The sequence below is a fragment of the Streptomyces xylophagus genome (genome assembly GCF_000716435.1).
Taxonomy (GTDB): Bacteria; Actinomycetota; Actinomycetes; order Streptomycetales; family Streptomycetaceae; genus Streptomyces; species Streptomyces xylophagus.
In genome coordinates, this window is sequence record NZ_JNWO01000005.1 from 60,430 (window position 1) to 84,797 (window position 24,368).

The 24,368-nt window shown below is 70.6% G+C and carries 32 protein-coding genes; 16 read left to right on the plus strand and 16 right to left on the minus strand.

Features of this window, described 5'->3' with window-relative positions; all coding sequences use genetic code 11:
- Positions 1–111 precede the first annotated feature (111 nt).
- Positions 112–750 carry a PadR family transcriptional regulator gene (locus OO70_RS52320; RefSeq protein ID WP_078651363.1) on the plus strand — a complete coding sequence of 213 codons (639 nt, stop codon included), beginning with the start codon at positions 112–114 and terminating at the stop codon, positions 748–750.
- A 105-nt stretch (positions 751–855) separates the two neighbouring features.
- On the opposite strand, the gene OO70_RS11640 is transcribed toward OO70_RS52320, so the two are convergent.
- Entirely contained in the window at positions 856–1,284 is a 429-nt protein-coding gene (locus OO70_RS11640) for a type II toxin-antitoxin system Rv0910 family toxin (RefSeq protein WP_043668025.1), read from the minus strand.
- Positions 1,285–1,396: 112 nt separating this feature from the next.
- Entirely contained in the window at positions 1,397–1,564 is a 168-nt protein-coding gene (locus OO70_RS53700) for a hypothetical protein (RefSeq protein ID WP_106971117.1), read from the minus strand.
- Positions 1,565–1,783: 219 nt separating this feature from the next.
- Here OO70_RS53700 and OO70_RS11645 point away from each other — a divergent pair, with 219 nt between their 5' ends.
- Positions 1,784–2,338 carry a Clp protease N-terminal domain-containing protein gene (locus tag OO70_RS11645; protein ID WP_043668028.1) on the plus strand — a complete coding sequence of 185 codons (555 nt, stop codon included), beginning with the start codon at positions 1,784–1,786 and terminating at the stop codon, positions 2,336–2,338.
- A gap of 46 nt (positions 2,339–2,384) precedes the next feature.
- Positions 2,385–3,392, plus strand: coding sequence for an EamA family transporter (locus tag OO70_RS11650; RefSeq protein WP_043668031.1), 1,008 nt, complete (start codon positions 2,385–2,387; stop codon positions 3,390–3,392).
- Between the two features lie 36 nt (positions 3,393–3,428).
- Here OO70_RS11650 and OO70_RS11655 read toward each other — a convergent pair whose 3' ends face one another.
- From OO70_RS11655 to OO70_RS11670, 4 genes are all read right to left on the minus strand, one after another.
- A complete protein-coding gene (locus OO70_RS11655) occupies positions 3,429–4,352 on the minus strand; it encodes an RNA polymerase sigma-70 factor (RefSeq protein ID WP_043668034.1) in 924 nt (307 codons plus the stop codon).
- A gap of 58 nt (positions 4,353–4,410) precedes the next feature.
- The gene (locus OO70_RS11660) at positions 4,411–4,887 is read right to left on the minus strand and encodes a carboxymuconolactone decarboxylase family protein (protein WP_043668038.1); all 477 of its coding nucleotides are present in this window, start codon (positions 4,885–4,887) and stop codon (positions 4,411–4,413) included.
- A gap of 150 nt (positions 4,888–5,037) precedes the next feature.
- On the minus strand, positions 5,038–5,670 hold the full coding sequence (locus tag OO70_RS11665) for an FMN-binding negative transcriptional regulator (RefSeq protein ID WP_043668040.1): 633 nt from the start codon (positions 5,668–5,670) through the stop codon (positions 5,038–5,040).
- On the minus strand, positions 5,670–6,356 hold the full coding sequence (locus OO70_RS11670) for a pyridoxamine 5'-phosphate oxidase family protein (RefSeq protein WP_043668043.1): 687 nt from the start codon (positions 6,354–6,356) through the stop codon (positions 5,670–5,672). The genes OO70_RS11665 and OO70_RS11670 overlap by 1 nt, the downstream gene beginning before the upstream one ends.
- 77 nt (positions 6,357–6,433) lie before the next feature.
- On the opposite strand from OO70_RS11670, the gene OO70_RS11675 reads away from it, so the two are divergent.
- Both OO70_RS11675 and OO70_RS11680 read left to right on the plus strand, forming a co-directional pair.
- On the plus strand, positions 6,434–7,765 hold the full coding sequence (locus OO70_RS11675; RefSeq protein ID WP_106971671.1) for an aminotransferase class I/II-fold pyridoxal phosphate-dependent enzyme: 1,332 nt from the start codon (positions 6,434–6,436) through the stop codon (positions 7,763–7,765).
- A 42-nt stretch (positions 7,766–7,807) separates the two neighbouring features.
- Complete coding sequence (locus tag OO70_RS11680) at positions 7,808–8,710, plus strand: LysR family transcriptional regulator (RefSeq protein WP_043668049.1); 903 nt, start codon at positions 7,808–7,810, stop codon at positions 8,708–8,710.
- Positions 8,711–8,750: 40 nt separating this feature from the next.
- On the opposite strand, the gene OO70_RS11685 is transcribed toward OO70_RS11680, so the two are convergent.
- Positions 8,751–9,218 carry a pyridoxamine 5'-phosphate oxidase family protein gene (locus OO70_RS11685; RefSeq protein WP_199827299.1) on the minus strand — a complete coding sequence of 156 codons (468 nt, stop codon included), beginning with the start codon at positions 9,216–9,218 and terminating at the stop codon, positions 8,751–8,753.
- 148 nt (positions 9,219–9,366) lie between these two features.
- On the opposite strand from OO70_RS11685, the gene OO70_RS11690 reads away from it, so the two are divergent.
- Complete coding sequence (locus OO70_RS11690) at positions 9,367–10,008, plus strand: cysteine hydrolase (protein ID WP_043668052.1); 642 nt, start codon at positions 9,367–9,369, stop codon at positions 10,006–10,008.
- A 3-nt stretch (positions 10,009–10,011) separates the two neighbouring features.
- Here the strand turns inward: OO70_RS11690 and OO70_RS11695 are convergent, their stop codons facing one another.
- Complete coding sequence (locus OO70_RS11695) at positions 10,012–10,479, minus strand: Rieske (2Fe-2S) protein (protein ID WP_043668055.1); 468 nt, start codon at positions 10,477–10,479, stop codon at positions 10,012–10,014.
- Between the two features lie 193 nt (positions 10,480–10,672).
- Between OO70_RS11695 and OO70_RS11700 the strand changes: the two genes are divergently transcribed.
- The 7 genes from OO70_RS11700 to OO70_RS11730 all read left to right on the plus strand — a co-directional run bounded on the left by OO70_RS11700 (position 10,673) and on the right by OO70_RS11730 (position 16,746).
- Positions 10,673–11,428, plus strand: a complete 756-nt coding sequence (locus OO70_RS11700) for a HipA family kinase (protein WP_043668058.1) — start codon at positions 10,673–10,675, stop codon at positions 11,426–11,428.
- A complete protein-coding gene (locus OO70_RS11705) occupies positions 11,425–11,841 on the plus strand; it encodes a DUF3037 domain-containing protein (protein ID WP_043668061.1) in 417 nt (138 codons plus the stop codon). The genes OO70_RS11700 and OO70_RS11705 overlap by 4 nt, the downstream gene beginning before the upstream one ends.
- Positions 11,842–11,982: 141 nt before the next feature.
- Entirely contained in the window at positions 11,983–12,744 is a 762-nt protein-coding gene (gene fabG / locus OO70_RS11710; RefSeq protein WP_043668063.1) for a 3-oxoacyl-ACP reductase FabG, read from the plus strand.
- Between the two features lie 32 nt (positions 12,745–12,776).
- Positions 12,777–13,538 carry an SDR family oxidoreductase gene (locus OO70_RS11715; protein ID WP_043668069.1) on the plus strand — a complete coding sequence of 254 codons (762 nt, stop codon included), beginning with the start codon at positions 12,777–12,779 and terminating at the stop codon, positions 13,536–13,538.
- Positions 13,539–13,739: 201 nt separating this feature from the next.
- Positions 13,740–15,314: an ABC transporter substrate-binding protein gene (locus tag OO70_RS11720; RefSeq protein ID WP_043668072.1), complete on the plus strand. Its 1,575-nt coding sequence runs from the start codon at positions 13,740–13,742 to the stop codon at positions 15,312–15,314.
- Positions 15,315–15,427: 113 nt separating this feature from the next.
- On the plus strand, positions 15,428–16,111 hold the full coding sequence (ung, locus tag OO70_RS11725) for a uracil-DNA glycosylase (RefSeq protein ID WP_043668074.1): 684 nt from the start codon (positions 15,428–15,430) through the stop codon (positions 16,109–16,111).
- A 101-nt stretch (positions 16,112–16,212) separates the two neighbouring features.
- The gene (locus OO70_RS11730; RefSeq protein WP_043668078.1) at positions 16,213–16,746 is read left to right on the plus strand and encodes a hypothetical protein; all 534 of its coding nucleotides are present in this window, start codon (positions 16,213–16,215) and stop codon (positions 16,744–16,746) included.
- A gap of 27 nt (positions 16,747–16,773) precedes the next feature.
- Here the strand turns inward: OO70_RS11730 and OO70_RS11735 are convergent, their stop codons facing one another.
- Both OO70_RS11735 and OO70_RS11740 read right to left on the minus strand, forming a co-directional pair.
- Positions 16,774–17,259, minus strand: coding sequence for a hypothetical protein (locus OO70_RS11735; protein WP_043668081.1), 486 nt, complete (start codon positions 17,257–17,259; stop codon positions 16,774–16,776).
- Positions 17,260–17,376: 117 nt separating this feature from the next.
- Positions 17,377–17,889: a DinB family protein gene (locus OO70_RS11740; protein ID WP_043668083.1), complete on the minus strand. Its 513-nt coding sequence runs from the start codon at positions 17,887–17,889 to the stop codon at positions 17,377–17,379.
- Between the two features lie 94 nt (positions 17,890–17,983).
- On the opposite strand from OO70_RS11740, the gene OO70_RS11745 reads away from it, so the two are divergent.
- Positions 17,984–18,895, plus strand: a complete 912-nt coding sequence (locus OO70_RS11745) for a Gfo/Idh/MocA family protein (RefSeq protein ID WP_043668086.1) — start codon at positions 17,984–17,986, stop codon at positions 18,893–18,895.
- On the opposite strand, the gene lnt is transcribed toward OO70_RS11745, so the two are convergent.
- Together lnt and OO70_RS11755 are read right to left on the minus strand one after the other, a co-directional pair.
- Positions 18,813–20,387: an apolipoprotein N-acyltransferase gene (gene lnt / locus OO70_RS11750; protein WP_043668089.1), complete on the minus strand. Its 1,575-nt coding sequence runs from the start codon at positions 20,385–20,387 to the stop codon at positions 18,813–18,815. The genes OO70_RS11745 and lnt overlap by 83 nt on opposite strands.
- A 77-nt stretch (positions 20,388–20,464) precedes the next feature.
- The gene (locus OO70_RS11755; protein WP_043668092.1) at positions 20,465–20,956 is read right to left on the minus strand and encodes a nuclear transport factor 2 family protein; all 492 of its coding nucleotides are present in this window, start codon (positions 20,954–20,956) and stop codon (positions 20,465–20,467) included.
- Between the two features lie 113 nt (positions 20,957–21,069).
- Between OO70_RS11755 and OO70_RS11760 the strand changes: the two genes are divergently transcribed.
- On the plus strand, positions 21,070–21,810 hold the full coding sequence (locus OO70_RS11760) for an SDR family NAD(P)-dependent oxidoreductase (protein WP_043668095.1): 741 nt from the start codon (positions 21,070–21,072) through the stop codon (positions 21,808–21,810).
- A 179-nt stretch (positions 21,811–21,989) separates the two neighbouring features.
- Here the strand turns inward: OO70_RS11760 and OO70_RS11765 are convergent, their stop codons facing one another.
- The 4 genes from OO70_RS11765 to OO70_RS11780 all read right to left on the minus strand — a co-directional run bounded on the left by OO70_RS11765 (position 21,990) and on the right by OO70_RS11780 (position 23,667).
- A complete protein-coding gene (locus tag OO70_RS11765; protein ID WP_043668098.1) occupies positions 21,990–22,559 on the minus strand; it encodes a chloramphenicol phosphotransferase CPT family protein in 570 nt (189 codons plus the stop codon).
- Positions 22,560–22,585: 26 nt separating this feature from the next.
- Positions 22,586–22,765, minus strand: coding sequence for a hypothetical protein (locus OO70_RS11770; protein ID WP_043668100.1), 180 nt, complete (start codon positions 22,763–22,765; stop codon positions 22,586–22,588).
- 95 nt (positions 22,766–22,860) lie between these two features.
- The gene (locus tag OO70_RS11775) at positions 22,861–23,379 is read right to left on the minus strand and encodes a DUF1877 family protein (RefSeq protein ID WP_043668103.1); all 519 of its coding nucleotides are present in this window, start codon (positions 23,377–23,379) and stop codon (positions 22,861–22,863) included.
- 9 nt (positions 23,380–23,388) lie between these two features.
- The gene (locus OO70_RS11780) at positions 23,389–23,667 is read right to left on the minus strand and encodes a winged helix-turn-helix transcriptional regulator (RefSeq protein WP_234336836.1); all 279 of its coding nucleotides are present in this window, start codon (positions 23,665–23,667) and stop codon (positions 23,389–23,391) included.
- Positions 23,668–23,807: 140 nt separating this feature from the next.
- Between OO70_RS11780 and OO70_RS11785 the strand changes: the two genes are divergently transcribed.
- Complete coding sequence (locus tag OO70_RS11785) at positions 23,808–24,368, plus strand: carboxymuconolactone decarboxylase family protein (RefSeq protein ID WP_043668110.1); 561 nt, start codon at positions 23,808–23,810, stop codon at positions 24,366–24,368.

Sequence of the window (24,368 nt, forward strand, 5' to 3'; positions counted from 1 at the left end):
GTGGTCCGAAGGGATTTTCCGGAAGCCCTTCGGCAGGGGGTTGTCATCCGAACAGTTCCGATATATCGTTGACGCATCGCGACAGATCAACGATGGAATGGAGTGATTGCGATGCGTACCCACGGATACGAGCGTGGACATGGACAGGACGGCCCCTCCCGGCGCGGCCGGGGTGGCCCTGACGGACGGCGTGCGGCTTTCGGTCCCTTCGGGCCGGGTGGCCCGGGCGGTCCCGGTGGCCCCGGCTTCGGACCGGGCTTCGGTCCCGGCCCCTGGGGCGGACGAGGGCGCGGCGGCCCCAGGGGCGGCAGGGCACGGCGCGGCGACGTACGCGCGTCGATCCTCGCCCTCCTGAAGGACCGGCCGATGCACGGCTACGAGATGATCCAGGAGATCGCCGAGCGCAGCGGCGGCGCGTGGAAGCCGAGCCCCGGCTCGGTCTACCCCACCCTGCAGCTGCTGGAGGACGAGGGCCTGATCGTCAGTGAGACGGAGGGCGGCAAGAAGCTCTTCGCGCTCACCGAAGCCGGCCGTACCGCGGCCGAGGAAGGCCCGGACGCGCCCTGGGAAGAGGCTTCCCGCGGTGTCGACTGGGAGGCCCTCAGCGAGATCCGCCAGGCCGGCTTCGGTCTGATGGAGGCCTTCGGCCAGGTCTGGAAGACCGGCAGCAAGGAGCAGCGCGAGAAGGCGCTGACCGTCATCAACGACGCCCGCAAGAAGCTGTACCTGATCCTGGCCGACGAGGACTGATGTCCCCGGCGCCGGACGAGGCAGCGGGCCAAGGCGCCCCACGGGACATCCGTGGGGCGCCTTCCCTTTGCGCGTTCCCGTTCCTGCGGTGCCCCTGCGCCTTCCTCAGGCCACCAGCCCGGCCAGTTTGCGCAGCGACTCGTTCAGAGCGGCCGTCCCCGAGTCCTTCAGCTTGCCCGCCATCAACGACACCGCCGCGCCCGTGAACTCGCCGTCGATACGGACCGTGGTGGCGTCGCCGTCGGGTGTGAGCGTGTAGCGCGTGGCGACGTTCACGGCCATCGGGCCCTTGCCGCGGATGGCCAGCACGCGGGCGGGCTCCAGCTCCTCGATGGTCCACTCGACCTCCGCCGGGAAGCCCATCAGCTTCATGTTCTCCTGGAAGGTCCCGCCCACTTCGAGGGCTTCCGGACCGCCCTTGGGGAAGTTCGTGTGGGTCGCGTTCCACTCGCCGTACGCGGACCAGTCCGTGAGTTGAGTCCACACCTTCTCGGCCGGGGCCTCGATGCGTGCCTCCGCGCTGATTTCGGCCATGCGACCACCTCTTCGTATCGGGCTACGGTGTCGCGGAACGTAGCCGCAGGGCGTCCAACATTCAATACTGATGAACCGTCAGGAATTGTGTACGTCCGCCGGTTTGCCGGGGTCAACTCACCCGCCGTATCACCGCCGCGTCGAACAGGTCCCACGCGCGCGGGTGGGCGCTTTCGTCGTGGCAGTGCCAGGCGTCCCAGAACAGGTCGGCGAGCAGTGCGTCTTCCGGGGCGTACACCCGGTACACGTACTGCCTGCCGTCGACCGCCGGCAGAGCCACCAGCCAGCACCTGCTCTCCACGCTCGCAAAAGACGTACGCCGGGTGCAGCGCGGTTGCGTACGGGGCGCGCGGTGGGCAGGCGCGCGCCTCTCAGGGTCGGCCCGCGTGATCTCATCCGTAAGGAGGAGATTCCGTCAGCCTGGGTCCACTTTGCGTGGGACGCCGAAATGCTCCCCTCCGGGGATGCCCTCAATGCGGGGGACTGATGGGGTAGGAGAGTGCAACCCCGTATCCCCAGGCAGTCGACGAGCGAACAGGGAATCCACCGCGCGGACCACGATGCCAGGCTCAGTGCAGAGCTGGCGGCGGTGGTCGCCGGCGCGCGCCGCCGGGCCCTGCGGGACGGGGACCGGCAGATCGACACGGCACACCTCCTGCACAGCCTCCTCGAGTCGGACCCCGAAGCGCGTGCCGTCTTCGGCGACGGCCCCCAGATCGCCCGACTCCTCGGCTACCTCGTGCAACGCAGCATCGGCTACGGCCTCCGCTGGCAGGGCGCGGTCGAGGACTCCGGCGCGATCCCGGTCATCCCCACGGCGGAGGGCTGGTCGCCCCTCGCGGCGGGCGCGCTGGAATACGCCTGTGAACGCGCCGAACTCCGCGGCGACGCCCTGGCCTGCGGCAGCGACCTCCTCGCCGCGATCGTCGCGGACCCGGAGTCCCGCGCCGTCGAGGTCCTCCACCGGGCCGGCATCGAGTCGCCTGAAGTCCTGGTGTGGATCGAGAGCCGGTGGGACGAGTACGTCGGGGACGGGGAGACGTCCACGCCCTGAGACAGGTGTCAACAGGGGTGACGGTCATGTCATCGCCTGTCATCATGTGGCCGTGCATACGTCTGAGAGCAGTGCGGCCGTCGGAGGCGGGAAGGGCGTCGGGCTGGGCCTTGCGCTCGGGTCCGCGTTGGCCTTCGGCGGGTCCGGTGTCGCGGCGAAGCCGCTGATCGAGGCGGGCCTCGACCCCCTGGACGTGGTGTGGCTGCGGGTGGCCGGTGCCGCGCTCGTGATGCTGCCCCTCGCCGTACGTCATCGCGCGCTCGTCCGCAGCCGCCCCGCGCTGCTCCTCGGCTTCGGACTGCTCGCCGTCGCCGGTGTCCAGGCCTGCTACTTCGCCGCGATCTCCCGCATACCCGTCGGCGTCGCCCTGCTCGTGGAGTACCTCGCACCCGCCCTCGTGCTCGGCTGGGTGCGGTTCGTGCAGCGGCGTCCGGTCACCCGTGCCGCCGCGCTCGGTGTCGTCCTCGCGGCCGGCGGACTCGCCTGTGTCGTCGAGGTGTGGTCCGGCCTGAGCTTCGACGCCGTGGGACTGCTGCTCGCCCTCGGTGCCGCCTGCTGCCAGGTCGGCTACTTCGTCCTGTCCGACCAGGGCAGCGACGCCGGCGCCGAGGCCCCCGACCCGCTCGGCGTGATCGCGTACGGCCTGCTCGTCGGCGCCCTCGTGCTGACGGCCGTGGCCCGCCCGTGGACCATGGACTGGTCCGTCCTCCGGGGCGACGCCGCCATGAACGGCACCCTCGTCCCCGCTGTCGCCCTGCTCGCCTGGATCGTGCTGATCGCCACGGTCCTCGCGTACGTCACCGGCGTGGTCTCCGTCCGCCGTCTCTCCCCGCAGGTCGCCGGCGTCGTGGCCTGCCTCGAAGCGGTCATCGCGACCGTGCTGGCCTGGGTACTGCTCGGCGAACACCTCTCCGCACCGCAGATCATCGGCGGCGCGGTCGTCCTGCTCGGCGCGTTCATCGCCCAGTCCTCGGCCCCCACGAAGGGCTCCGAGGAGCCGGTCGCGAGCGGCGGCCCGGAACGGGAGCTCTCCGCCCGGGAGACGGCCTCCTGAGCCGCCCCCCAGCACCACTCCCTGGATCTCCCTACGTCAGCTCGGTCGCCGACGCGCCTGCCTCAGCTCGCGGTCGACGGCCCAGGCGTCCGCGACCGGGCCGAGGTGGCCGAGCTTGTCGGGATTGATCACCGCGCGGATGGTCTGAATCTGTCCGTCCAGCACGTCGAGGATCAGAGTGTGGAGCACCTTCCCGTCGCGGTCGCGGAAGATCGCACCCGGCTGGCCGTTCAGCTCGTGCGGCTCGAACGACACGTCGATCCGGATCAGCCACGGGAAGACGGTGCCCAGCACCCTCGCCACGTTGTCCGCCCCCATGACCGCCTTGGCCAGCTGCGGTGCCTTGCCGCCGCCGTCCCCGACGAACTGCACGTCGGCGGCCAGCAGTTCACGCAGCCCGCCCACGTCGCCGTCCTTCAGCGCGGCGAAGAACCGCGCCGCCAGCTCCTGCCGCTCCTGCCGGTCCGCCGCGAACCGCGGCCGCCCGGCCTCCATGTGCCGCCGCGCCCGTACCGCCAACTGCCGGCACGCCGCCTCCGAACGTCCCACCGCCGCGGCGATGTCCTCGAACTCGAAGGCGAACACCTCGCGCAGCACGAACACCGCCCGCTCCAGCGGGCTGAGCCGCTCCAGCATCAGCAGCGCCGCCATCGAGACCGAGTCGGCCAGATCCAACGACCGGGCCGGATCCTGGTACGGATCACTCAGCAACGGCTCGGGAAACCACGGGCCGACGTACTCCTCCCGCCGGACCCGCGCGGACCGCAGCACGTCGACGGAGATCCGCGTCACCACGGCCGAGAGATAGGACTTGGTCGACGTGGGCCGGGTCGCGGTGCCGTCGAAGCGCAGCCACGTCTCCTGCACCGCGTCCTCGGCCTCGCCCACACTGCCCAGAATCCGATAGGCGATCGAGAACAGCAGCGGCCGCAGCTCCTCGAACTCCTCGACCTTGCTCACGCCGAATCCCCTTCCCCTGACGGGAGTTGTGTCCCCAGCCGCATACCAACACTGCGGTTCAGCCGAACATCCCGGGCTCGTAGTCGCCGGCGCACGGCTGCCGGGTGATGATGTTCAGCCGGTTCACCGAGTTCATGAAGGAGACCAGGATGACCAGGGCGGTGAGCTGCTCCTCGTCGAAGTGCTTCGCCGCGTGCGCCCACACGTCGTCGCTCACCCCACCCGCCCCGTCGGCGACCCGGGTGCCTTCCTCCGCCAGCTCCAGCGCCGCCCGCTCGGCCTCGCTGAAGACCGCGGCCTCGCGCCACGCCGCGACCAGGTTCAGCCGTACCGAGGTCTCGCCCGCGGCGGCCGCCTCCTTGGTGTGCATGTCGACGCAGACGGCGCAGCCGTTGATCTGGCTCACCCGCAGCGCCACCAACTCCTGTGTCAGGTGCGGGAGTTGCGAACCCTTGAGTGTCCTGCCCACCGCCATGAACTGCTTGGCGGCCTTACCGGCGATCGGGCTGGCGAGGTAGTTCAGTCGCGCTTCCATGGCGTGCTCCTCTGCGTGGTGTCCGTCGGCTACACCCCCGAGACGAGACAGCCCGGCCTCCTGTGACATGAGCGAATGTGACCTGCGTCTCCCGGCAGACCGGTGCTGCCCGCAGAGGAAGTCCCCTTGTGTGAGGGGGAGTTCCGTTCTTCACCCCTCGCGCCGCCGCAACAAATGCTCCCGCGCCACCGCGTCCCGAGGACCACCGCGCTCCGCGAGCCCCGCCGCGATCCGGTCCTGCACCTCGGCCGACCGCTTGCCCGCGTACTTGAACTTCGCCCGCACGCCGGTCACTTCGAGCCGCAGCACGCGAATACCGGACAACAGTCGTCCGTACGGCGCCTCGCCCGCCGCGACCGGCGCGGAGCCGCCCTCGGGCTGGAAGTGGCCGACCTGGCGGTTCAACAGGGCCGCCTTCTCCGCCGGATCGTCCACCAGGTGGGCGGTGCAGCGGAGTTGGACCGCGGCGTAGAAGCTGGTCGGCACGCCGTGTTCCGCCGGGCCGTCCGGTTCCGCCTGCCAGGGACCGGTGACGTACACGTAGTCGTCGACGACGCTCAGCACCACCTGGGGGTTCGCCTCCAGCGATGACCACAGGGGGTTGGGGCGGGCGAGGTGGGTGATCACCTCGCCGCGGTCGGGGTCGTAGGCGAAGTGGAGCGGTTGGACGAACGGGGGTTCGCCGGGCGGGCCGTTGACGGCGAGCTGCCCGAAGTCGTGGGCGGCCAGCCAGTGTTGCCACTCGGCGTCGTCGTGAGGTGCGTCCCAGGGGTGGATGAGCATCACAACGCCGCCAGGTAGTCGGGGAGTTCGATGCCGGGAGCCAGGTCGTCGTTCGGGAGCGGGGCGCCGTAGGCGGGCCGGACGGGGACGACGCCGGCCCAGTGGGGGAGGTCCAGGTCCTCGGGGTCGTCGTTCGCGCCGCCGGTGCGCAGCTTGGCGGAGACCTCGTCGAGGTCGAGGCGGATCACCATGGTGGCGGCGAGTTCCTTCTTGTTGGCGGGCCGCGAGTCCGCCGACCGGCCCGGCACGACGTGGTCGACCAGCGCGTCCAGCGCCGTCCGCTTCTCCTCGGGGTCCGTCACCTGGTGAGCGATGCCGTGCACCACCACGGAGCGGTAGTTGATCGAGTGGTGGAAGGCGGAGCGGGCCAGCACCAGCCCGTCGACGTGCGTGACCGTCAGGCACACCGGGAGCCCGGGATCGGCCTGCCCTGTCATCCGCAGCGGACGCGCGCCCGTCGAACCGTGCACGTACAGCCGCTCGCCGACCCGCCCGTACAGCGTCGGCAGCACGACCGGCGCGCCGTCGCGGACGAAGCCGAGGTGACAGACGTAGGCCGCGTCGAGTATCGCGTGCACCAGGTCCTTGTCGTACGACGCCCGGTTCGCGGAACGCGTGGGGACGGTCCGGTCGGTCGGCGTGTAGGCGGCGGGCGGCGACGTCGGCTGTGGGGCGGTCCCCTGCATGGTGCTCTCCAGTGTGCGGTGACTGTGTTCGGGCGACTGTGTTGCGAGGGATATTGCACTAGTGCATAATGCTCTTTGTGCTAGGAGGATATCGGATCGAAGGGCGACGTGCAGCAGACATTGCCGCGGACGTCGAGCGTGCGGTGGGTTCGGGTGAGCTGGAGCCCGGGCAAGTGCTGCCTCCCATGCGGGAGTTGGCGGTCGAACTGGGGGTGAACCCCAATACGGTCGCGGCCGCGTACCGGACCCTGCGGGAGCGCGGGGTCATCGAGACCGCCGGGCGCCGGGGCAGCCGGGTGCGGCCCAAGCCGGCCACGACCGGGCGTGAGCACATCCGGATGGACGTGCCGGTGGGGGTGCGTGACGTGTCCCACGGCAACCCGGATCCGGCGCTGCTGCCCTCCCTGGCGCGGGCCTTCACCTGGGCCGCCGAGCAGTCCGACCGGGAACCGGTCCTGTACGGCGACAACCCGGTCGAGCCGGAGTTCGCCCGCTTCGCGCGCGCCGCACTGGACGCCGACGGGGTGCCGGCGGGCCCGGTGGCCGTGGCCTCCGGCTCCCTGGACGCCGTCGAGCGTGTCCTCGCCGCCCATCTGAAGCCCGGGGACACCGTCGCCGTCGAGGACCCCGGGTGGGGCAGCCTGCTCGACCTCGTACCGGCCCTCGGACTGCGCGTGACCCCCGTCCGCGTCGACGACGAGGGACCACTCCCCGACGACGTGCGCGCCGCGCTGGAGTCCGGCGCGCGGGCCCTGATCGTCACCGACCGGGCACAGAACCCCACCGGAGCCGTGGTGAGCGCCACGCGCGCGCGTGCCCTGCGTGCCGTGCTCCGCCGGCACCCGGAGATCCTGCTGATCGAGGACGACCACGGCCACGGCATCGTCCACCAGCCCCTGCACCCCCTGGCCGGCACCACCCGCACCTGGGCCTTCATCCGCTCGGTCGCCAAGGCCTACGGCCCCGACCTGCGCCTCGCCGTGCTCACCGGCGACGCCGTCACCCTCGACCGCGTCCGCGGCCGCCAGCGACTCGGCCCGGGCTGGGTCAGCCGCCTGACGCAGCGGGCCGTGTCCCGCCTGTGGGCCGACGGCGCGGTGGACGCACCGGCGGTGGCAGCCGCGTACGGCGAGCGCAGGGACGCGCTGATCGCCGCGCTCGCCGAACGCGGCGTCCCGGCCCACGGCAGCAGTGGCCTCAACGTGTGGATCCCGGTACCGGACGAGACGGGCGCCGTGTCCCGCCTGCTCCACGCGGGCTGGGCCGTGGCCCCGGGCGCCCTCTTCCGACTGGGCGCAGCGCCCGGCATCCGGATCACCGTCTCGACCCTGACGCCCGAGGAGACCGGACCATTGGCGGAAGCGATCGCTTCGGCGTGCGAGGCGGGGCCGGTTCGGGGTTATGCGTAGCACAAGCGAGATCTACGCCCGGTATCTCGTAGCATCGCTTACATGTTGAACCTGGAGCGCCTGCGTACCCTGGATGCCCTCGCCCGGCACGGCTCGGTCAGCGGTGCTGCCGAGGCGCTGCATGTGACGACCTCGGCCGTGTCGCAGCAGATGTCCAAGCTGGAGCGGGAGGTGAGCCAGCAGCTCCTCGCGAAGAACGGGCGAGGGGTGCGGCTCACGGACGCCGGCCGGCTGCTCGCGGAGCACGCGGGGCGCATCCTGTCCCAGGTCGAGCTGGCGCAGGCCGATCTGGAGGCCCAACGGGGGCAGGTGGTCGGCGAGTTGAGACTCTCCGCGTTCCCGACCGCCGCCCGCGGCCTGTTCCCCGCCGCGCTCTCCGCCCTGCGCGCCCAGCACCCCGCGCTGCGCGTCCGCTCCACGGAACTGGAGCCGGAGAGCGGTATCGCGGGAGTCGTGCGCGGCGACCTCGACCTCGCGGTCGTCCTCGACTGGTACAACAAGCCGATGCCGCTGCCGGACGGCCTGGTGAAGGCGCCGATCCTGGACGACCCCGCCGATGTGGCGATGCCGGCCGACCATCCGCTGGCCGGGCGCGACGAGGTGGACCTCGGGGAGTTCGCCGACGACGAGTGGATCACCTGGGCCGAGGGCGAGTTCTGTCACGAGTGGCTGATGTTCACCCTGCGCTCCCGGGGCATCGAGCCGATCATCGGCCATCGCGCCGCCGAGACACACACCCAACTGGGCCTGGTCGCCGCCGGGTTGGGCGTGTGCGTCGCCCCTCTGCTGGGCCGCCGGCCGATGCCCGCCGGAGTCGTCACCGTCCCGCTCAAGCAGCGGGTGCGCCGACATGTGTACGTCGTCTGGCGCGCGGACGCCGACCGCCGCCCGTCCATCCGCGCGGCGGTCGAGGCGTTGCAGGCGGCGGCCGAGACTCTCACCTGAGCGGAACCGGGCAGAGCAACAGCGGAAACGGGCAACTGGCTTACAGAGCCGCCAACTTGCGGAAGTCCCACGACGCGACCGTGTCCGGCGTCAGCCGTATCCACGCGTGCCTGCCGTCGTACGGCATCGCGTCCAGGCCGAAGTTCTTCTGCGCGAACAGCTTCTCCACGGCGACGAGTTCGGGATGCGGCTCGCCCGTGCGCGGGGCCTCGCCCACGAACTCGACGGTCCCGGACAGCTCGACGCCCCGCAGCTCGTCGTAGGCGTGCCCGCCGTCGATCACCACGGCGACGCGCGGGTCGCGGCGCAGGTCGGACCAGCGCTTGCTGCGCGTGATCGAGTAGAGCCACAACGAGGTGCCGTCCCAGGCGAACCAGAGGGGGCTGACATGCGGGGCCCCGTCCGCGGAGGCGGTCGCCACGCGGCAGGTGCTCTCGGCGGCGAGGAACTCGTCCAGTTCCTCGGGTGTCATCATGATCTTCCGGCCTCGACGCTGAGTGGCGGTCATGCGATCCCCTTCGGCTACGGCACGAGCGGCGGGCAGCCGCTTCTGACGCTGCGTCAGGAAAGGGGCCGAAGGAGCGTCGGCCGTCTTCCCTCCGCACGCGATGCTCGTTACTGTCGCCCGCCCCGGCCGTCGACGACAAGGGAGAGCCATGCCGTCGCACGCACAACTCAGTGAGATCCTCGACACGGTGGGCACTGCACTGCTGACCGTCGAATGTCAACAGGGGGTGGTCGGCCCGGACAGCGCACTGCCCGAACTCGCCCTCGCCGCCCGCTCGTCGGGCGCGCTCGCCAACGTCGCCCGGCTGGTCGCCGCCGCCCACGAGAGCGGGGTGCAGGTCATCCACGCGGTCGCCGAACGCCGCCCGGACGGCCGGGGCGCGAACCACAACGCCCGGCTGTTCCGCGCCGCCGAACGCCTGCCCGTACAGCAGCTGTCGGGCACCACGGCGGTGCGCGTCGCGCCCCCGATCGAGGTCGCCGAGGAGGACTTCGTCGTACGACGGCTGCACGGTCTGTCACCGATCCAGGGCACCGAAGTCGACGCGCTGTTAAGGAACTTGGGCTGCCGCACACTGATCGTCACCGGCGTCTCGGCCAACGTGGCGATTCCCAACGCCGTGTTCGACGCCGTCAACCGCGGCTACACCGTCGTCGTACCGAAGGACGCCATCGCGGGGGTGCCCTCGGAGTACACCCCCGCGATGATCCGCAACACCCTCGCATTGGTCGCTACGGTCGCGACCACGGACGAGGTGCTGGGCTGTCTCAAACGACCGCGCCGGAGCTGACCGTCACGCCAGCGTGATGGAGTCCCCGGACACGGTGATCTGCTCGGCGGGCAGCGCCTCGGTCGCGGGACCCTTCTTCACGCTGCCGTCCGTGACGGAGAACTCGCTCTTGTGGCACGGACAGACGATGACGCCGTTGCTGATGCTGCTCACCGCACAGCCCTGGTGGGTGCACTTCGACGAGAACGCCTTGTACGTGCCCGCCGTCGGCTGGGTGACCACCACGCCCTGGCTGGCGAAGATCTTGCCGCCGCCCTCGGGGATGTCGGAGGTCTTCGCCAGTTCGGTACCGCCGGCGGCACCCTGGGCGGTGGACGAACCCGCGGTGTTGGTGGAGCCCGAGGAGTCCGACGACGAGTCGTCGCTGGACGAACACGCGGTCAGCGCGACGGCGAGTCCCGCCGCGCCGACCGCCGCCAACGCGGTGCGGCGGGACGGCGCCGTAACGGGTTCGAACGAGTCGCTGGTCATGCTGACGTTCCTTCCATGGGGGGCGTGTGTGACTGTGCAAAGGGGTACGAAGTGCGGGCGACCGTCGTTCAGACGGTGTCGAGAGCTTGGCCTGATCGAGATCAGGTGTGCGTAAAACGTCCCTGTCGTTCCGCTGTCGGCCCTGTATAAGGCCTGAACAGGCGCTTGTAGCGGGCACCAGTAACCTGGGGCGATGCTCAAGGAAGTCATTGCGACCCGCTACATCACGCCCCTGCGCGAGGGCGGTTCGCTGCCGGGGCTCGTCGAGGGTGACGACTTCGCGCCGTACGTCATGAAGTTCAGCGGCGCAGGACAGGGCCGCAAGACGCTCGTCGCCGAGGTCGTGGTGGGGGAGCTGGCCCGCCGGCTGGGCTTCCGGGTTCCCCGTCTGGTGACCCTCGACCTCGACCCGGTGCTCGGCCTCGGTGAACCCGACCAGCAGGTCCAGGAACTGCTCAGGTCGAGCGGCGGCACCAACCTCGGCATGGACTTCCTGTCCGGCGCGCTCGGCTTCGACCCGCTCGCCTTCACGGTGAGCCCGGAGGAGGCCGGCCGGATCGTCTGGTTCGACGCGCTGGTCAACAACGTCGACCGCTCCTGGCGCAACCCCAACCTCCTGATGTGGCACGGCGACCTGTGGCTCATCGACCACGGTGCCACCATGATCTGGCACCACAACTGGCCCGGCGCGGAGACTTCGGCGGCCCGTCCCTACGACGCCACCGATCACGCCCTCGCCCGCTTCGCCCCGGACCTCGCGACCGCCGCCGGGGACCTGGCACCGCGGGTCACCGAGGAACTCCTCGCCGAGGTCACCGCCGAGATCCCCGACGCCTGGCTGACCGGCGAGCCCGGCTTCGACACCCCGGATCTCCTCCGTGAGGCGTACGCGGCACCCCTCCTCGCGCGCGTGCCCTTCCTCCATGAACGCATCAAGGGACTCCAGTGACCGAGCGCCACATCATCCGGCCCAGCGAGGCCAACGAACGGGACGTCTTCGAGTACGCCCTGCTGCGCGTCGTCCCCCGCGTCGAGCGCGGCGAGCAGATCAACGCGGGGGTGCTCGTCTACTGCCGCGCCCAGTCCTACGTCGGTGCGCGCACCCATCTGGACGAGGCTCGGCTGCTCGCCCTCGACCCGGCGGCCGACGTGGCCGGAATCAGGGCCGCGCTCGGTGCCGTGGAAGGTGTGTGCGCGGGTGGTGAGGCCGCGGGGCAGGCGGCGGCGGACGATGCCGGGCGGCGGTTCCGGTGGCTGATCGCGCCCCGGTCGACGGTGGTGCAGCCGGGGCCCGTGCACACCGGTCTCACCGTCGATCCGGCGGCCGAGGCGGAGCGCCTGCTGGACCTGCTGGTGAGGTAATGGATCACACCCGGCCGCGCGCACGTTGACACCGCGTGCCAGGGCTTCTAGCGTCACGTCTGCCGAAGGTACTAAGCGGTCGCTCACCGACTGGCCGCGGTTTCAAGGGCGAGAGTCTCTCAAGGGCGAGGAGAACCAGGAATGTCCACCACTGAGCAGCGGGTCGCGATCGTCACCGGCGGAGCGCGGGGCATCGGCGCCGCCACCGCCGTACGCCTCGCGGCCGAGGGCCGTGCGGTCGCCGTGATCGACCTCGACGAGGCCGCCTGCAAGGACACCGTGGAGAAGATCACCGCGGCCGGCGGCAAGGCCCTCGCGGTCGGCGCCGACGTCTCCGACGAGGCGCAGGTCGAGGCCGCGATCACGCGCATCGTCGCCGAGCTGGGCGCGCCGACGATCCTCGTCAACAACGCGGGCGTGCTCCGCGACAACCTGCTCTTCAAGATGAGCGTCTCCGACTGGGACACCGTCCTCGGCGTGCACCTGCGCGGCTCGTTCCTGATGACCAAGGCCGTCCAGAAGCACATGGTCGACGCGGGCTTCGGCCGGATCGTCAACCTCTCCTCGTCCTCCGCCCTCGGCAACCGCGGCCAGGCCAACTACTCCGCCGCCAAGGCCGGTCTGCAGGGCTTCACCAAGACCCTCGCCATCGAGCTCGGCAAGTTCGGCATCACGGCCAACGCCGTCGCCCCCGGCTTCATCGCCACCGACATGACCGCCGCCACCGCCGCCCGGGTCGGCATGGGCTTCGAGGACTTCAAGGCCGCCGCCGCCACCCAGATCCCGGTGCAGCGCGTCGGCGAGCCCGACGACATCGCCAACGCCGTCGCCTTCTTCACGAACGAGGCGGCCGGTTTCGTCTCCGGCCAGGTCCTGTACGTCGCCGGCGGACCGCTCAACTAGGCATCACGGGAACACGGGAACGCGGGAAAACAATGACTGAACTGCCTGAACTCTCCGGCAAGGTCGCCGTCATCACCGGCGCCAGCCGCGGCATCGGCTACGGCGTCGCCGAGGCCCTGCTCGCCCGCGGCGACCGGGTCTGCATCACCGGCCGCAACGAGGACGCCCTCAAGGAGGCCGTCGAGACGCTCGGCGCCGACCGCGTCATCGGCGTGGCCGGCAAGGCCCACGACGAGGCCCACCAGGCCGTCGTCGTCGAGCGCACGATGGAGGCCTTCGGCCGGATCGACTTCCTGGTCAACAACGCCGGTACGAACCCGGTGTTCGGCCCGATCGCCGACCTCGACCTGAACGTCGCCCGCAAGGTCTTCGAGACCAACGTCATCTCGGCGCTCGGCTTCGCCCAGAAGACCTGGCACGCCTGGCAGAAGGACAACGGCGGCGCCATCGTCAACATCGCCTCCCTCGCCGGGGTCTCCGCCTCGCCGTTCATCGGCGCGTACGGCGTCAGCAAGGCCGCGATGATCAACCTGACGCTCCAGCTGGCGCACGAGTTCGCGCCCGGCGTGCGGGTCAACTCGATCGCCCCGGCGGTCGTGAAGACCAAGTTCGCCGCCGCCCTGTACGAGGGCCGCGAGGCGGAGGCCGCCGCCTCCTACCCGCTGGCCCGGCTCGGCGTGCCGTCCGACATCGGCGGCGCCGCCGCGTTCCTGACCTCGGATCAGTCCGACTGGATCACCGGCCAGACCCTCGTCGTCGACGGCGGCATCTTCCTGAACGCCGGAGTCGGCTGACCAATCCGTCCGGGCGTCGATTTCTTTGCAGTTCACTTGACGAAATCGGCGCCCGTGTCGAGGCACGAAACCGCGCACAGTCGAATGACAACGTCGTCATAAAAACGCTGATCAAAGGCCCCGTCCGAACCTTGCTCGACCGGCCGGGGCACTGCGGTATGGTCTGCCGACCCTTGGTACGGCGGATCGAGGAGCGTGCGCGTGTTCAACCGGAACCGAGGCCTGCGCAGAGTCGCGGCGATGGCGTCGATATCCCTGGTGGCCGGATGCGGAGTGTTCTCGGACGGGAATCCCGACGACCGCGGACCCATCGTCGTCGGGACCACCAGCGCCCCCAGCACACTCGACCCGGCCGCCTCCTGGGACGGCTCCTGGGAACTGTTCCGCAACATCTACCAGACGCTGCTGGCCTATCCGAACGGCGCGACCACACCCCAGGCGGACGCCGCCAAGTGCCGCTTCACGGACGCCTCGAACACCACGTACCGCTGCGCACTGCGCGCGGGCATGAAGTTCGCCGACGGCGACACCCTCGACGCCCAGGCCGTCAAGCACTCCATCGACCGGATCAGACAGATCGACGTCCCGGGCGGCCCCGCGGGCCTGCTCGGCAGCCTCGACCGGGTGCAGGTGATCGGCGACCGCGACGTCGTCTTCCACCTCAACAAGCCCGACGCCACCTTCCCGTTCGTGCTCGCCACCCCGGCCATGTCGATCGTCGACCCCGACGACTACCCCGCGCACTCCCTGCGCAAGGACGGCAAGGTCTTCGGCTCCGGGCCGTACACCCTGAAGTCCTACGACGACGGCAAGCAGGCCCAACTCGTCCGCAACGACCGCTACAAGGGCTTCGCCGAGCGGGAGAACAGCGCGGTGACGATCCGCTACTTCCAGGACTCCGGCACCATGGTCAAGGCGCTGCGGGACGGGAAGATCGACGTCACCTACCGCGGCCTCGCCGCCGACGACATCGTCTCCCTCCAGGGCCGCCCCTCCAAGAGCCTGCAACTGGTCGACGGCGCCGGCACCGACATCAACTACCTGGTGTTCAACCCCAAGGACCAGTGGGCCCGCAACCCCGCCGTCCGCAAGGCAGTAGCCCAGATCGTCGACCGCGGCGCGATCACCCACAAGATCTATCGCGACACCGTCGACCCGCTCTACTCCATGGTCCCGAAGGGCCTCACCGGCCACACCACCGCCTTCTACGACAGCTTCGGCGACCCCAGCGTCCCCAAGGCGCGGAACATCCTCACCAAGGCGGGCATCACCGAGCGCGTCCCGCTCACCCTCTGGTACACGTCCGACCGCTACGGCTCCGAGACCGCCCTCGAATTCAGGGAACTCAAACGGCAGTTGGACAGCTCCGGGCTCTTCACGATCACCCTGAAGAGCCGTCCCTGGAAGACGTACGTGACGGGCTACCAGAAGGGCGAGTACCCGGTGTTCGGGCGCGGCTGGTTCCCGGACTTCCCCGACGCCGAGAACTTCATCGCGCCGTTCGTCGGGCAGCAGAACGCGCTCGGTACGCCCTACCCGGCACCGAAGATCACCAACGTGCTGCTGCCCGAGTCCCGCCGGGAGACCGACCGGGCCGACGTGGTCAAGGAGTTCGAGGACGCCCAGCAGATCCTGGTGGACGACACCCGGCTGCTGCCCCTGTGGCAGGGCCGGCAGTACGTCGCCGCGAGCGACGACATCTCCGGCGGGGAACAGGCCCTCGACCCGTCCACGATCATGATGATGTGGGAGCTGTACCGCAAGACCAGCTGGTGACACGGATCCCGGCACCCGTTGTCAGTGGTCGCCTGTAGGTTCTGGGACATGGAGGCGACCGCACAGCGCGGTCGCTCCGCATCGCAGTCGCCGCACACGGTAAGGAAGTTGACGTGACCGACATCTCCATGCTCCCCGAGTCCTGGCGCGGGGTCCTGGGCGACGAGCTTCAGCAGCCCTACTTCAAGGAGCTGACCGAGTTCGTCGAGGAGGAGCGGGCGAAGGGTCCGGTCTACCCTCCGCGCGAGGAGGTCTTCGCCGCGCTGGAGGCGACGCCGTACGACCAGGTGAAGGTGCTGGTCCTCGGTCAGGACCCGTACCACGGCGAGGGGCAGGGACACGGCCTGTGCTTCTCGGTCCGCCCGGGTGTGAAGACCCCGCCCTCCCTCCGGAACATCTACAAGGAGATGAAGGAGGAACTGGACCTCCCGATCCCGGACAACGGCTATCTGATGCCGTGGGCCCAGCAGGGCGTCCTGCTGCTCAACGCGGTGCTCACGGTCCGCTCCGGCGAGGCCAACTCGCACAAGGCCAAGGGCTGGGAGAAGTTCACGGACGCGGTCATCCGCGCGGTGGCCGACCGCCCCGACCCGGCGGTGTTCGTCCTGTGGGGCAACTACGCGCAGAAGAAGCTCCCCCTGATCGACGAGAAGCGGCACGTGGTGGTCAAGGGCGCGCACCCCTCCCCGCTGTCCGCCAAGAAGTTCTTCGGCTCCCGCCCGTTCACCCAGATCGACGAGGCCGTCGCCCAGCAGGGCCACACCGCGATCGACTGGCGCATCCCGAACCTGGGCTGACCCCACCGGGCCGGTCCGGGGCCGCCTGACGGGGATTGTCAGTGCCGCCGGTTAGCGTCGACCGAGACAGCTGGTACGGCTGACGAGGTGCGGAGGACGCGGTGGCGGAGCGACAGGGACAGGCGGCGCCGGACGCTCTGCTGACGCGGATCGGACAGGTCGTCATGCTGCACCACGGCGGCGACCGCGAGGAGGCCCGGGACCGGCTGCTGGGCCTGTGGGCGGAGCTGGGCGAGGACGGCGACCCGCTCCACCGCTGCACCTTGGCCCACTACCTGGCCGACACCCAGGACGACCCGACCGACGAACTCGCCTGGGATCTCCGGGCGTTGTCGGCGGCGGACGAACTGACGGACGGGCGGGACACCGGCGACAACGGCGAGGAGGGGGCGATCGCGGTCCGCGCCTTCTACCCCTCCCTGCACCTCAACCTCGCCGCCGACTATGTGAAACTCGGCCGCGCCGACGCCGCCCGCACCCACCTCCACCGGGCCCGGGGCGCCTGCGCGGTCCTCGCCGACGACGGCTACGGCAACGGCGTACGGGCCGCGATCAGCCGACTGGAACTGCGGCTCGACACCGAAGGGGGCTCAGCGGGAGACGGGACTTGGGGGCCGCCGAGACAGCGGCCCTAGGGTCTGGTCGGCAGGGTCCCGCTGGCCTCAACGGCTGTACGTCTGACCGCAGATGATCGACTGGGGGCTGTCCGGCTTCCAGCCACCGTACTTCCTGCCCAGGGCACAGACGTCCGTCGTGTTCTTCGGTACCGACTTCACCACGTCGGGGATGTCCGCGCCCGGCTGCCGGGGGTGGCGCGGCTTCGGGTGCGGATGAGGGTGGGGATGGGGATGCGGGTGTGCGCGGGGGACCGGTGCCTGTGCCGCCTTCGGGGGCGTGACCGGTGCGCGGTGCGGCGGATGCGGGGCCGGTTTCGGGCGGTGGGACGGGTCGATGAGTTCCAGTGCCTCCCGTGCCGGGGCCTGCACGACCTGCGGCTCCGCGCTGCCGTCCGGACGCGGCACCGACGCTTGGGACGGTGGCGCGGCAGGGGGCGCGGGGGCGGGCGGCCGCTGGACGGTCACACAGCCGGAGAGGGCCGAGACAGCCACGGTGACCAGGAGCGTTGCGGTGGTCGTCGTTCGATGCACCCGCGCAACTCTGCTGGTTCCGGCCCCGTTTGGAACACCGGACGGGCGGATGATGCCCCACACGGGTGATCTCCGCCCCCTTACGGACGGCCCGCGCCCGCCCCGGGTGACGTGACGTCAGTCGCCGGTGTTGCCGTCGATGCGCTCGCGGAGCAGGTCGGCGTGGCCGTTGTGCCGCGCGTACTCCTCGATCATGTGCGTGTAGATCCAGCGCAGGTTGAAGCGCTCACCGGTGCGCCGGTGCTTGCCCAGGGAGTGGTCGTCCAGGGTGAACCGGGCCGCGTGCTCGTTCGCCACCGCGATCTCGGCCCGCCAGGTGGTGTGCGCCTCCGCCCAGGTGTCCGTCCCGGTGGTGTGGAAGTCGCCGTCCGGGTCCTCCTCGGTGAAGTAGATCGGGTCCGCCTGCTCGTCCGCCATGACCTTGCGGAACCAGCCCCGTTCCACCTCCGCCATGTGCCGCACCAGGCCCATGAGCGACAGCGTGGACGGCTCCACGGACGCGGTCCTCAACTGCTCGTCGGTCAGCCCCTCGCACTTCCAGGCCAGGGTCTCCCGGTGGTACGTGAGCCAGCCCTCCAGCATGGTGCGTTCGTCGGCGGTGGTCGCGGGTTCAGTGCGCTCGATGGTCATGCCCGCATCCTCGCGCGCCCGGTCCGCCCGCACCAGCGGATATCCCCCGCCGTATGCTTCCGAGGTACCGCCGGGCGAGCGTTAGGGAGACTCCGTGAAGGTCGGCTGCATCGGACTCGGTGACATCGCGCAGAAGGCCTACCTGCCGGTTCTCGGCAGCCTGCCCGGTGTCGAACTTCATCTGCAGACCCGCACCCCCGCCACACTCGCCCGGGTCGCCGACGGCCTCCATGTGCCGGCGGAGCGGCGGCACACCGACCTCGACGCACTTCTCGCGCAGGGCCTCGACGCCGCGTTCGTGCACGCGCCGACCGTCGTGCACCCCGAGATCGTCACCCGGCTGCTGGAGGCGGGCGTACCGACGTACGTCGACAAGCCGCTCGCCTACGAACTCGCCGATTCCGAGCGGCTGGTGGGGCTCGCGGAGGAGCGGAACGTGTCGCTCGCGGTCGGGTTCAACCGGCGCTACGCCCCCGGGTACGCGCAGTGCGCCGACCATCCGCGCGAGTTGATCCTGATGCAGAAGAACCGGATCGGGCTCCCCGAGGAGCCGCGCGCGATGATCCTGGACGACTTCATCCACATCGTGGACACCCTGCGGTTCCTGGTGCCGGGGCCGGTCGAGGACATGACCGTGCGCGCCCGCACCCAGGACGGACTGCTGCACCACCTGGTGCTCCAGCTCTCCGGCGACGGCTTCACCGCGCTCGGGGTGATGAACCGGCTCAGCGGCTCGGTGGAGGAGATCCTGGAGGTGTCGGGCCAGGACACCAAGCGTCAGGTCCTCAACCTCGCGGAGGTCGTCGACCACAAGGGCCAGCCGACGATACGGCGCCGCGGTGACTGGGTGCCGGTGGCCCGGCAGCGCGGCATCGAGCAGGCCGTGCTCGCCTTCCTGGACGCGGTGCGCGCCGGCAAGATGCTCAGTGCCCGGGACGCGCTGGCGACTCATGAGCTGTGCGAGCGGGTGGTACGAGCGGTTGCGGACCGGTCCGCCGCAGCCTGAGCGCCTGCACACCCTCACCGGCACACATCGCCGCGAGCACCAGCAGGGCCAGACCCACCGGCCAGGCGCCGTAGCGGACGTACGGTGTGACGCCGTGCGCGAGCGGGACGTCGTAGACCCGGGTCGTGCTGGCGTTCGTGCCGATCCACGGGCCGATGCGCCGGCCGCTCGGGCCGTAGACGGCGGAGACGCCGGTCAGGGTGGCGTGGACCATCGGGCGGCCGGTCTCGGCGGCGCGCAGGGCGGCGAGGGTGGCGTGCTGTTCGGGGGCCCAGCTGTGCTGGAACGACGAGGTCGACGACTGGGCGAGCAGCACGTCGGCGCCGTCCTGGGCGAGATGGCGGCTCATGTCGGGGAACGCGGTCTCGAAGCAGATCAGCGGGCCGATGCGCAGCCCGTGCCCCACGTCCATGACCACCTGCTCGGAGCCGTGCCTGCGGTCCACGCCCGCCGCCTTGCCGACCGAGGTGGCCCAGCCGAGCAGGGAGCGGAACGGGATGTACTCGCCGAAGGGGACGAGCCGCATCTTGTCGTAGCGGTCGCCGGTGAGGCCGTCCGGGCCGACCAGGATCGAGCTCTTGTAGATGCCGGGCTTGTCGGAGCGTTCGGCGTCCACGTTGACCAGGATGTCGGCGCCGGTCTCCTTGGAGAGGGCGGCGATACGGCGCGCGTAGTCCGGCCGCTTGGTGAGGTCGAAGCTGACGCTGCTCTCGCCCCAGGCGATCAAGTCGACGTCCTGGCCGGCGAGTTGGCGGGTCAGCTGCTCCTCGCGGTCGAAGCGCCGGTCGCCGCTGTCGTCGCCGTCGATGATCCCGGGCTGCACGACGGCGATCCGGACGCGGCCGTCGATGTCGGGGCGCGGCGACCACACCCACGCCGCCGAGGTCACGGCGGCGGTGACGAGAAGTCCGGCGACCGCGGGCACCCGCACCGCGCGGACCGCGACCAGCACGGCGACCGCGACATTGACGGCGACCACCAGGAAGCTCAGCAGCCACACCCCGCCGACGGACGCGAGCCGTAGCGCCGGTTCCACCTGCCACTGGGTGGAGCCGAGCAGACCCCAGGGGCCGCCCAACCCCTGCCAGGACCGCACGAGTTCGACCGTCAGCCAGCCCGAGGGCAGGACCAGGAGCGCGGCGGCACCCCGCCTCGCCGACGGCGCGCCGCCGAGGAAGCGGCGCACCAGCCAGCCCCACGGCGCCCACAGCGCGCCCAGCAGCCCGGCGATGACCACGATGAACACGCTCAGGCTCGGCATCAGCCAGCTGTGCACGGCCAGCATGAAGCCGAGCCCCCCGAACCAGCCGTCGTAGACCGCCCGGCGCCCGGTCGGCGCCGAGCGGGTCAGCAGGATCCAGGGGACGAGCGCGACGTAGGCGAACCACCACAGGGACGGCGCGGGGAACGCGAACACGGGCAGGGTGCCCGCGAGCACGGCGAGCAAGGAGCGCCGCCAGGGGGAGACGAGCCAGTCGCCGAAGGTCTTCATATGAACCCCCTACCCGCTGGTGGCTCCAGTGTGCGTGCCGCGGCCGATCCCGGACAGCGGACGCCGAACCGGTCGTATCAGTTGATCACGGCTTCCGGGCGCCGTTCGGGAAGACGCCGCCACTTCTCCTCCACGACGACCTCGGTCAGCCGCCAGCCGTCGTATGTCCGCAGCAGCCCGAACGCGTACCGCCCGCCGCACACGAAGTCGGGCGAAGTGGAGGTGTCACTGTCGTCCTCCTTGGCGAAGCGCATCGGATTGACGTAGTCGGCCTGGACGCGGGCGGTGTCGTCGGTGTGCTGGTCCAGGGCTCCGAAGCGGATCCGCCGGTTGACGATCAGATGCTGCCGCATCGGGAACAGCTTCATGCTCTCCGCGAGCCATTCGGCGATCTGGTCCGTGTCTCCCTCGATTCCTCCGGCGGACCGGTAGTCGGCGCGCCCGTTCGGGGCGAACAGTTTCCGGTACGCCTCCCAGTCGCCGTCGTCCACCGCCACCGCGTATTCGGTGATCACTTCGTCCACGGCCAGCCGGTCCATCACAATCGCCAGTTCCACACGCTGCGTCATCGGCTCAGTGTTGGCTACGGAGCGTGTCGCGCCAAGGGGTACGCGGGGACAAGGTGGGGAACATTGGGTGGTTACTCGTCGATATTCATCGGTATTCGTCGCGGGGAGTGCTCATGAAGCGTCTTGTCACGGTCGTCACCGGGGGCAGCCGGGGGATCGGCGCCGCGACCTGCCGGCGGCTCGCGGAGGACGGGCACGACGTGGTGGTGGCGTATCTCCGGGACGCGAAGGCCGCCGAGGAGGTGGCGGACGCGGTACGGCGGACCGGGGCGCGTTCGGTGTGCGTACGGGCCGACACGGCGGTCGAGGCGGACGTCGAGCGGCTCTTCACAGCGGCGGAGAAGGAACTCGGGCCGGTCACAGGCCTGGTGAACAACGCCGGGATCACCGGACCGTTCGGCCGGCTCGCCGACACCGACCCCGCCGACCTGCGCCGGGTCGTCGAGGTCAACCTGCTCGGCACACTGCTGTGTGCACGCCGTGCCGCGCGGGTGATGACGGCCCGGGGGAACGGCGTGATCGTGAACGTGTCGTCGTCCGCCGCCACCCTCGGCAGCCCCGGGGACTACGTCCACTACGCCGCCACAAAGGCCGCCGTCGACGCCCTCACCCTGGGCCTCGCCAAGGAACTCGGCCCCGACGGCATCCGCGTCAACGCGGTCGCTCCCGGCATCATCGACACGGAGATCCACGCGAGGTCGGGCGACCCGGACCGCGCCCAGCGTGTGGCGGCCTCGATTCCGCTGCGCCGCCCGGGGCAGGCCGAGGAGGTGGCCGCCGCGATCGCCTGGCTGATGTCGCCGGACGCGTCGTACGCGACGGGGGCGGTGCTGCGGGTGGCGGGAGGGCGGTGAGCGCTGTGCCGTGCGCTTCCGGATGTTGTCGCCGGACGTGTCCGATGCGACGGGGGGTCTGCGGGTGTCGGGCGGGAGGCTGAGCGAGGCCTGTGCCGCGATCGCCTGGCCGTTGTCGCCGGACACGCCGTACGCGACGGGCGTGGTGCTCCGGGTGTCGGGCGGACGATGAGCGAGCCCTACGCTGCGGCCCGCAACCGCTCGAACGCCGTCGGTCTCGGTCTGCCGGGCAGGAAGTCCTTGATACGGCGGGCACATTCGGCCGGCCCCCAACGGCTGGTGTCGCACTCGATGTCGTAGACGCCGTGCGCGTGGACCTGGGTGACTTGCCGGGCGGCGAGACCGGTCGGCCGGTCGGCGCGTTCGCGCTCGCGGCGTTCCAGTTCCTCCGGCGGACAGTGCACGCCGACGAGCACCACGTCCTCGGGGACGAACAGCGAGAGGCAGTCCCGCAGCCGCCACTCGGCGCTCAGCACATGGTCCACGACGACGTTGTTGCCGGCGGCGGCCATCCCGGCGACGGCACGGTGGTAGCCCCGCCAGGTGCGGTGCAGCACGGTGTCGAGGTCGCCGGGCTCGATCGGGACCGGTGAGCGCATCGCGTGGAACACGTCGACCGGCATATGGAAATACGGCTCGTCCAGCATCCGAACCAGCTCGGCCGCGATGCTCGACTTGCCCGAACTGGACGTGCCGTTCAGGAAGATGACGAGCCCCTGGCGCTCCGGCACGCTGCTGAGATGCTCCACGCGGTGGATCCTATGCACCGCTCGGGTCAGGCGGCCGCGATGACCTCGTCGCGGATCGCGGCGGCCCACTCGACCACCAACAGCTCGTATTCCTCCCGCTCTTGGGTGGAGAGCGAGCCGCCCGCACGCAGCCAGAGTGCCCGGATCTGCTCATTCACCTCGGCAGCAGACCGCACGGAACCAGGGGCCAAGAAATCGGGGGACATGCGAACAGCCTAGGGGCAAGGACTGACACTGCGCTACCGGACGGCTACTCAGACCGTATGGGGTTGGTCACGGGCGCGAGGTGGAGGCTGTTCGCTCAGTCGACCCACGTGACGATGTGCTGGGCGTGATGCGCCGCGGCTCGGTAGAACTCCCGCAGGGCGGCGAAGTGTTCGGTCAGATGGCCTCGTACGTCGCCGCTGAATCCGGCACCGAATCCGCAGACGGCGGCCGCGTCCACGGTGGACGCCGGCAGGTCCGCGAGCAGGTCGCCGAGTCGGACACGGTCCAGTGCCGCGGCGATGTCGGCGACCGCGCCAGGGGCGAGCAGCCGGGGCGGATCGCCGAAACCGTCGTACACCTCGTCGTGGTCCAGGAATCCCACGTTCCCGTCGGGATCGCCCGAGACGGCCCGGTCAAGAAGGGCGATCACATCAGGGTCGGCGCCGGTCGAGCGGCAGTAGCGGATCAGGCCCCACACAGCCCAGCCCGTGTCGAGCAGGTCGCCTTGCGGTGGATTCCAGCCCGGTGACGCGCCGGACGCGGCGAGGACCGAAGCGCGGCAGCGGTCGAGGTACTCGGACGTCACCCGGGCGAACTGCTGGGTCAGCGCCATGAGGTGGGTTCACCCCCGCCGCTCGGCCCACACCCGCGACCAGTCCAGCAACGGCCCCATCGCCGTTACGAGGTCCTCGCCCAGCGGGGTCAACTGCCATGCCCCGTCGGGCGTCTGCGTCGCGATGTCCGCCTCGCGCAGCTCCGTGAGGCGGGTGGAGAGGACGCTGGAGGACATGTCGTCGCAGCGGCGTTGCAGGTCACGGAAGCCGATCGGGGTGGCGTGCCGGTGGAGTTCCCAGATCGCGCGGAGTGTCCAGCGCCGGCCGAGGAGGTCGAGCGCGGCCATGACGGGGCGGCCGGTGGCCGATCCGCGTACCGGGCGACCGGGGGTGGGGGTCGGTTCCAACAGGGCCTCCTCGCCTGGGTCATGGCGATCTCCTGATTCACCCTTGCGCTTCGATTTCAGAAGCGCAAGAGTTTGTGAACATGAATCAGCGCATCGAAGGAGTCACCCCGCCCTACGCCCCCGACACCGACCGCGCCCTGCACCGCTGGATGCCACCCGGCGTCTCCCGTGAACCCCTGATGCTCTTCAAGGTTCTCGAACGCCACCCCGAACTCGCCTCACGGATGCGCGCGTTGGGCGCCGGGCTCCTCGTCCACGGCCGCCTGAGTGCCGCAGACCGCGAACTCGTCATCGCCCGTGTCTGTGCCCGCGCCGACTGCGCCTACGAGTGGGGCGTCCACATGGCGACGTACGCCGAAATCGCCCAACTCACCCCGCGGCAGGTCACCTTGACCGCGACCGGCACCCCGGACGACCCGGACTGGTCGCCCCGGCAGTCCGCGCTGCTCCGAGCCGTCGACGAACTCCACGCCGACGCACACCTGAGTGGCGCTGCCTGGTCCGGCCTGCGGGAGCATCTCGACGAACCCGAAGCGATCGAATTCCTTGTGCTGGCGGGGTGGTACCGCACCATCGCCTACGTCGCCAACGGTGTCGGAATCGAGCCCGAGCCGTGGGCTCTCGCCCTGCCCGAGCGGTAA